This window comes from Enterococcus sp. B2E4 (genome assembly GCF_030499455.1).
GTDB classification, from domain to species: domain Bacteria; phylum Bacillota; class Bacilli; order Lactobacillales; family Enterococcaceae; genus Enterococcus_D; species Enterococcus_D casseliflavus.
Window position 1 is genome coordinate 1 of record NZ_JAUKPK010000036.1, and the last position, 8,462, is coordinate 8,462.

Here is an 8,462-nt window from a genome sequence, read left to right on the forward strand (position 1 = left end):
ATTCTACCTTATTTGATAGTAGATTTAAAACTTTGCAACAGAACCAATAAGGTTATAGTTAACATAAATATTTAGCACGTATATAACAGTTTGATTTTAAGCTGTTTAACATCTAAATCTTTGCATAATCTATCTTATGTAAACTAGATTGTAAAAATTCCGAAAGGTTTCTGAAAGACTAAAGTATACCCTCTGATTTTGCGAATATTTTCCATCCGTGCTATAATAAACACGAAAAGAGAGTTGCGCTAACAACTCCCCTTTTACAACGAACCGTTTCAAGAACGGTGGCGTACTTGGCTTTATTTATCTCTTAACCGTTCAGCCTTCCAAAGCTTATGAACGGTTATTTTTTTGTCATTTTTTCGATTAAATCAATGATAAAAGTTAGCAGAGCGATTAGAAATCCGCCAAATGCAAACAAAATCATCAATATATCCGATAAAGACATAGGCTTTCCTTTCCAAAGGATTTGATGAATTAAACCTATTTATCATAGGCACCACCACCAATCAGAAAGTAAGCCACCGTTCATGAAGTTGGCTTCATTGCTACGTTATTGTAACATATAAAACTTTTCATACATACTTATCTTGTTAAAAATTTGAAATGACCTTAAAAACGTCCTCTGACGACCTATTTTTTAATTATTTTCTTCTAACAGCCAATCTACAATGTATTTAACATCAATCCCATCAATTTGCTTAACTTGTTGATATCGGCCTGTGACTAGAACTTTCTTATAATTGTCGTTAATATTGTTGAGGTTGTCTGTCTCGTGAGTGTTGTTAGGAAGATCGTAAGTGACCTGAACATATAGAACTTCATCTAGTTTTCTGGCAATGAAGTCAATCTCCTTTGTCCCCAATCGACCAATATCTACTTGGTATCCTCTTCTTTTTAATTCAATAAAAACAATATTTTCTAATCGATTGCTGTAATTTCCATCTTTTCTTCCGACCGCATTTCTTCTTAATCCTGAATCAACGATGAAGTATTTTCCGTTAGTTCGCAGATATTCACGGCCACGTATATCATATTGTTTTCCTCGATAGAATAAATAGCCTGTTTCTAAGAGATCAAGATATTTTTTAATTGTCGGAATTGTTGTCGGAACTCCTTCACTAGTTAAGGTATTCGCAATTCTAGCAGAATTTACTAGCTGCCCTACATTATCAGAAAGGAAACTAATGAGCGCTTTTAATGTTGCTGGGTCTTTAACACCAGCTCTAAAAGCAATATCATTGAGAACTATTGTGTCGAATATTCCTTGGAGAATCACATCTTTTATCTCTTCATCAGCCAAAACAACAGATGGGAAACCGCCATACTTTTCATATTCAAGATAGGCCTGATCTACATATCTAGAATCTGGATTAAGTTCCTTCACTTGAATAAATTCACTAAATGATAGTGGATAGACCAAAATCTCAACGTATCTCCCACTTAATAATGTGGCCAACTCACCCGATAGCATATCTGCATTTGATCCCGTTATAGTAATATCACTATCGAAGCTTGTCTTCAAACCGTTAACAACTCTTTGCCAGCCTTCAACCATTTGAATTTCATCAAACATAAAGTACAGCTTATCTTGATTATCTGGAAGTCGCTTGTCTATCTCTGCTCTAAACTTCTCTTCGCTATTTATGGATAGCGATTCATAACTCTCAAAATTAATATAGATTATGTTCTCACTTTTAACTCCCAAATTTTCAAGGTGTTGTTTGTATAATTTCATCAAAAATGATTTTCCAGATCTTCTAACCCCAGTTAGAATTTTTATAAAATCAGTATCTTTGAACTTGAGAATTTGATTCAGATAAAATGGTCTATTAAACATGTTCCTCATCTCCACTTTCCAACAATATAAAAGAAACTTTATTTTTATTGTATTTACAAAATAATATAAAGCATACTTTATTCTTAATCAATTATACCATAAAGAATAAAGTGATGTTTATATTTTTGGATTCTTCTCCATTTACTAAAGATTCGTTTAAAAAGTTTAGAAACCTGTATTCTAAAAATTCTGAGTTCATCATTTTATCTAAAATAGTGAACTCAAAAAGCCATCAATTCTAGCTTTTTAAAAATTAATCCACTTAGTTCACTATTATGGTATTATATATATAAAATAATGAAGTCAGAATAGTATTAAATACGTCCACAATTAAGAGGTGATTTTTTAATGGTTTACAATGTTCAACCATTAAGGACAGCGGAAGAAATTCGAGATTTTCAATTTTGGCTAAGAAGAACAAAATTTCCCGAACGTGATTCTTTTCTATTCTTATTTGGAATAAATAATGGTTTGCGGATTTCTGATATTGTGAAATTAAAAGTAGGAGATATACGAGGAGTTTCGAAGCCAGTGATTGTTGAACAGAAGACTGGAAAGAGAAAACCGATATACACCCAGAACTTGCAGAATGAAATTATGACATACACTGAATTTATGGGTGATGATGATTGGCTCTTCCCTAGCAGACAACAAGGTGGACATTTGAAACCAAATACAGTTTATAAGTTGTATGCTGGTATTGCTCAAGATCTCGGAAGAAATGATATTGGAACTCATACCTTGAGAAAAACGTTTGGTTATCACTATTATCGGAGAACACATGATATTGCAACGTTGATGTTTATTTTTAATCATAGTTCGCAAGCTATTACGAAGAGGTATATAGGAATTACGGAAGATGAAATTGGTGCGTCTCTTGCTGATTTTAAATTAGGAATATAGTATTGATAAAATACGGCTTGAAAAAGGGGCTGTCGCATTACCGGATTAAAATCCGTTAGCGATAGCTCCTTTTTTAGCTTGTATAAAATATTTTCTAAATAAGATATTTTGCTAATTATAATTTCTTTAAAAATAAGCGCACTTTAATAAGCCTCATTATAAGACTTTTTTAAAATTATATTTATGCTGTTTTCTTTAATTCAAATAAATGCTTACCAGTACAGTCTGCTTGAATTTTACTATGTAATTTATTTATATTAAGTGCCATAGCAAGAAGTATACTTTCTGCTAATACGTTATTTTGTCCTCGACACATGAATCTTCTAAATCCCATATCTTGCTTGACTTGGGCAAAAGAGCCTTCGACTTGTATACTTCGATTTATTCTAAGTAGACAACCTTCCTCACTTATAATTCTTTCTAAATCTTCTTTTCGTTGACGATTGAATTTTTTTGATGTTTCAAGTCTTTTAGTTCTCTGTTCTAGAGGAGTTTTTGAATTATTTCCTTTTATACAACTAGTTTTATAGCTACAATTGTTGCAATCCTCACAAGCATAAATTGTTTTTTCACTTTCATATCCTGTCTTAGATTTTTTGATTTTTATGCTTTCCTTTTTTAATTGCTTACCACTTCGGCAGGTATAGAAATCTTGTTCTTCATTATAATCTAGATTTTCTATCTTTCCGATATCATTTTTAAATTTTCTTGTTTTTGATATTTCATAATTAGCTGGTTTAATAAAAGCTATTTGATTATTTTCTTCAATAAAAGAATAATTTTCTTCGCTCTCATATCCAGCATCTGCAACTATTTTTAAGTATTTAAAATTTAATCTTTCTTCCATGATTTTAAGAAAAGGTATAAGAGTTGTTGTGTCTGTTGGTTGTGGACCAATAGTAAGCCATACAATATATTCTGAATCTACACCATGCTGCAAATTATAAGCTGGTTTTAGTTGTCCATTTTTCATAGCATCTTCTTTCATTCTCATAAATGTAGCATCAACATCAGTTTTTGAATAACTGTTACGGCTACCGCAAGTGTATACCTTTTTTGTGTATTCTTTAAATTTTGATAGGTATTCTTCAAGAGTTTCAATTGAACGTTGCAATGCAGTCTTTCTTTTCCCACATCCGTGGACGAATTCTATGCCCTCTGATTTTTTCAGTGCATAAAGCTTTTTTCTGAGTTTTTTTACATGTTTCATTTGCACCGTATTTTTGTACGAGACTTTAATATCATAAAGAACCTCACACTCTTTAACAAGGTCGGCTATTTTGATTAATAGTTTTGCCATATTTTTCGTAACAGCCTTTTTCCAAACAAAGGTATATTTATTTGCACAAGCTTCTATTTTAGTTCCATCAATAAATATAGCTTTTCCTGAAATTTCACCGATATCATAAAGAAAATTGCTCATTTCCGCAAGAATTTTTTCTGCACATGGAGCAAAATGCAAGCTTCTAAATCTTGCAAATGTTGCATGATCCGGAGCAGTTGCATCCTCAAGTAAAAACATAAAATTAATATCTCTACGACAGGCATTTTCAATGTCCCGAGATGAATATAGTTTATTCATATAACCATAAATCATAATCTTCAGCATTTTTCTTGGCGATACTTGATTTTCCCTTACTCGGGAATAAGTCGAATATAAATCCTTTAAATCCATCTCCTCTACAAATTGACTTAGTAAACGCACTGAATCATTAGCTGGTATCATATAATCAATATTTAATGGAAGCTTCAATTGATAAAACTTCTGATTAATTGTATAATCTTTTTGTAAAATGTTTTTAGTTTGCATGAAAAATATTTTATCATAAATCTCAGATTCGTAGAATCTGAGATTTATTTTTTTTGCACAAAAATGAGCTGTGCACTAATTATTTAGTGCGACAGCCCCTTTTTAACTATATCTATTTATGATTGAAATGAGTAATAAGAGACCACCTATTGCTATAAACAAAGGGAAAAGAAAATCTTTTTCTGATTTTTGTTAATCATAAATAGAAAATGAATTTATCTTTGTTACACTTAGGAACTAGAGCGAATGATAAATAGTTCTTTGGTTACTCTTATCGCTGCAAAGTACAGTTCATTTTTTGTTGTTGGGAAAATTTTCTGGATTTATTGCATATCACTTCATCCGACTAAAAATTTTTGATTCCCATAGCGAAGTTCGTTTTTGTTCCTTAGGAAAAACTTGACTGATATACTAGTTTTGAAATGACGAGTAACTCTGTACTTCATCAATAATCAAGTATTGAATTTTAATTGTATACTTTTTATGCTTGAGGGATGTCTACTGTAATACAGCTACTGCAAAAAAAATCAGTACACTTATTTTCTTATAAAGGATATCAAGAACTAAGCTCAATGGTATGCATAGAAAAGAAAAAGCCGATAAAATGAGATTTTGATATCTCGAATTATCGGCTCTGCGTCTTTGCGTCTGGCTCTGTAATTACAGTTATTCTAAACTTCGTTATTTCAATTAAAATTTCTTGTCTGCATTTAGGACAAAATAGAGGGAAATTTTTTAATTCAGTATCTTCCCTCATTTTTAAACGGGTCTTATTGCCACATATAGGGCACAGTATCCACCTAGTATTTACAATATCTATATCCTCCTGTTCTAATTAACAACTCAATATTCATTTTAAAAATTTCTCTTTAGTTCACTATCAATGTAAGTTGATTTTATTAAACATATGCCTTACTTTGTCTATTCTATTATTTGGACGACGTGGTTGGAAAGCAGACTTAATGTTAGTAACCTGATAACCTTTTAACTCTGTTAAACAGACACTGCGTCCATTTGTAAAGAAAGTTAAACTGTTTCGATACTCTTGAATACAACGGGCTGGAATTTCACCAATGAGAATGACCTCGTTACCTTTTAACTTAGTATTTAAAATATTTGCACAATATTTGGAAGCATCATTATATGCTCTCGAAAGATATTCTTGTGGTACATAAATTTCGAAGCTAAGATATGGCTCTAATAACTCTGTACCACTCTTTCTAAAAGCCTGCTCTAGTACAATAGGCGCAAGCATTCGGAAATCTGCTGGCGTACTGACAGGGCTGTAATATAGACCATACTTAAAACAGATCTTACAGTCTGTTAATTTCCAACCGTACAATCCTTGTTCACACCCATAGCGTATACCTTCCATAACTGCATTTTGAAATGATTGATTTAAATAACCTAGAGAAACCAGGCTCTCATACTGAATGCCACTACCCAAAGGAAGTGGTGTTACAGATAAACCAATAGAAGCCCAGAAAGGATTTGGAGGTACTTCGATATCAATGGTAAATTCAGATTTTTTTAATGGTCTTTCCATATAAATGACAGTTGGTTTTCTTGTTTCTATCTCAATATGATATTTTTCTTGAATCAGAGTACAAGTTACCTCCATTTGGACCTCACCTAAAAAAGATAGCACAATTTCGTGAGTTACTGTATCTACATAATATTGTAGAAGGGGATCACTATCGGATATTTCAAAAAGTGCATCTAGTAACTTTTCTCTTTGTACTGATTTACATGGTTCAATTGTTGTTTGTAACATAGGAAGAGGATTCTCAGGAATTTCTCTATGTGGTAATCTTTTTTTATCTCCAAGTACGTTATTTAGTTTTAAAAGCTCATTTTTTAAAATAATAATCTCACCAGGCTCTGCCTTATCTATCTGGCGTAATTCTCCATTTATTGAAGTATACATTTCTGTAACTTTTATTTTTTCCTTTTCTGATATATTGACTGAGTCTCGCAAATGTAGCGTTCCACTATAAAGACGTACATAGACAAGCCGTTGACCATCATCTGAATATTCTACTTTAAAAACATTTCCACAAAGTTTATCTGAATTGAGTTGTGTGGGTGAAAATAATTTGCTAGTAATTACCTCTATAAGTTGTTTAATTCCAATATTATTCTTTGCACTTCCGTGATAAACAGGATATAAGGAGCAACTTTGAATTCTTTCGTTTTCCTCCTTTTCAAGTTCTGCAATATTCAATGTTTTCCCAATGGTATATTTTTCTAATAAATAATCATTTCCCACAATTACTGTCTCCCATTGTTCTGGTTCAGTATAATCTATTACATAAGGTTTCAAATTTAGATTCACAGTCTGCTTAATTATGATGTCGTCAGAAAGTTTGTCCTTAATATCTTGATAAACATCTGGCAAATTTATTCCATTTTGATCAATTTTGTTAATAAAAAATATTATAGGTATGTTCATCTTTCTAAGTGCATGGAATAGTATACGAGTTTGTGACTGTACTCCATCTTTTGCAGAGATTAGCAAAATAGCTCCATCCAAAACAGATAATGAACGGTATACATCTGCCAAAAAATCCATGTGTCCAGGAGTATCTACAATATTTACTTTAACATTTTCCCGTTGAAAAGATGTTATTGCGGTCTGAATAGTAATACCTCTCTGGCGTTCCAAAAACATAGTATCCGTTTTCGTTGTACCGCTATCTACACTTCCTAACTCTTTAATTGCTCCGCTACTGTATAGTAAGCTTTCTGTCAAAGTAGTTTTTCCTGCATCAACATGTGCTAAGATACCGATATTAATAATTTTCAATTTTATTTCCTCCATTCAAAAGCTCAAAAAGCAGAAAAAATCCCAGTGATAAATACTCTTATCACTGGGATTTTAATACAAAAATAGCTGTATACTACACACTGATAGCCACAGATGCTTTATGATAAAATGATAAAAGTATTCTTAAACTGGGCACAAAAAACCAGTCCTTATTTTAAATAAGGATGCTTAATTAATTATTCCCGCTATCTAATTGACAGTTTATTTAAGAATACCTTGCCGCATTTTTATTATCTCCTTTTGAATGTTATCTTAATTCTATCATATGATAGAATGCTTGTAAAGCCAACCATATTTTTTGAACGAAAGGGAAATTAATGAGAAATTAATGGAAGTTAGTGTAGTAGTTGAAGATAACTCTTCAGAATGGCTATCAAAATTCAGCGATTTAATAACGATTTACAAGTTCATAAGGGATTCTTTATTCATCCAGCTATTATATTACTTTTCAGGTCAATAGGACAACTGTCCACAACCTTTCTACAAATATATTACGTATAATTTTTGAAATATATACTGCTTAACAAAATATTTTGCAGTGGTTCCAATAGTTTTGAATTGTTAATATTAAGTTTGACTTGGAAAATATCATTAAAAGTTATACTGTTTATTTGGAAAAAATTGGAGAGACCTTTTTAAGTAATGTAATGAAAATAGTTATAAGTTAGAATAAAGGTGAATTTGCTTATACTTCTCATAGAAGGTTGATTTCACGCTATATTTTGGATTATTTATGCTAAATCATTATAAGTTTGCTATAGTGACATACAATTTTTTTTGCTTATACTAAATATTCAAGTATTGTTTTCATCTTAATATTCTTTATTCATTCATTATTATTTTCCAGTTATCCTTCTTCTCTAAAGTTAATTGGTATTGGGAAATATTTTCAATCTTTGTTTCATTGTCTAAATATCGAACGGCTATTTTTACTAGATACTGTTTCTCTTTCTTCTGAATAATTGGATTCACCAACTCAGAGTAAATAAAGTTTTGACTGATTATTGGTAAAACATCTTCCATCATATAATAATCGGTTCTGTTGCAAAGTTTTAAATCTACTATCAAATAAGGTAGAA

Annotated in this window: 8 protein-coding genes; 2 read left to right on the plus strand and 6 right to left on the minus strand. The window is 31.3% G+C overall.

Going from position 1 to position 8,462, the window contains the following annotated elements:
* Positions 1-346 precede the first annotated feature (346 nt).
* Positions 347-451, minus strand: coding sequence for a putative holin-like toxin (locus tag Q1X33_RS16690; RefSeq protein WP_208788109.1), 105 nt, complete (start codon positions 449-451; stop codon positions 347-349).
* Positions 452-643: 192 nt separating this feature from the next.
* Positions 644-1,843, minus strand: a complete 1,200-nt coding sequence (locus Q1X33_RS16355; RefSeq protein WP_208788108.1) for an ATP-binding protein — start codon at positions 1,841-1,843, stop codon at positions 644-646.
* 348 nt (positions 1,844-2,191) lie between these two features.
* Here Q1X33_RS16355 and Q1X33_RS16360 point away from each other — a divergent pair, with 348 nt between their 5' ends.
* Positions 2,192-2,746: a tyrosine-type recombinase/integrase gene (locus Q1X33_RS16360; protein WP_096711215.1), complete on the plus strand. Its 555-nt coding sequence runs from the start codon at positions 2,192-2,194 to the stop codon at positions 2,744-2,746.
* 181 nt (positions 2,747-2,927) lie between these two features.
* On the opposite strand, the gene Q1X33_RS16365 is transcribed toward Q1X33_RS16360, so the two are convergent.
* From Q1X33_RS16365 to tet(S), 3 genes are all read right to left on the minus strand, one after another.
* Complete coding sequence (locus Q1X33_RS16365; RefSeq protein ID WP_231476348.1) at positions 2,928-4,499, minus strand: IS1182 family transposase; 1,572 nt, start codon at positions 4,497-4,499, stop codon at positions 2,928-2,930.
* A 682-nt stretch (positions 4,500-5,181) separates the two neighbouring features.
* Positions 5,182-5,349: a cysteine-rich KTR domain-containing protein gene (locus tag Q1X33_RS16370; protein WP_005228365.1), complete on the minus strand. Its 168-nt coding sequence runs from the start codon at positions 5,347-5,349 to the stop codon at positions 5,182-5,184.
* Positions 5,350-5,436: 87 nt separating this feature from the next.
* Positions 5,437-7,377 carry a tetracycline resistance ribosomal protection protein Tet(S) gene (tet(S), locus tag Q1X33_RS16375; protein WP_095803332.1) on the minus strand — a complete coding sequence of 647 codons (1,941 nt, stop codon included), beginning with the start codon at positions 7,375-7,377 and terminating at the stop codon, positions 5,437-5,439.
* On the opposite strand from tet(S), the gene Q1X33_RS16695 reads away from it, so the two are divergent.
* Positions 7,362-7,487: a hypothetical protein gene (locus Q1X33_RS16695; protein WP_193393255.1), complete on the plus strand. Its 126-nt coding sequence runs from the start codon at positions 7,362-7,364 to the stop codon at positions 7,485-7,487. The genes tet(S) and Q1X33_RS16695 overlap by 16 nt on opposite strands.
* Before the next feature lie 718 nt (positions 7,488-8,205).
* Here the strand turns inward: Q1X33_RS16695 and Q1X33_RS16380 are convergent.
* Positions 8,206-8,462, minus strand: a 257-nt coding sequence (locus tag Q1X33_RS16380; RefSeq protein ID WP_301969845.1) for a conjugal transfer protein, incomplete at its 5' end; no start/stop codon positions are given.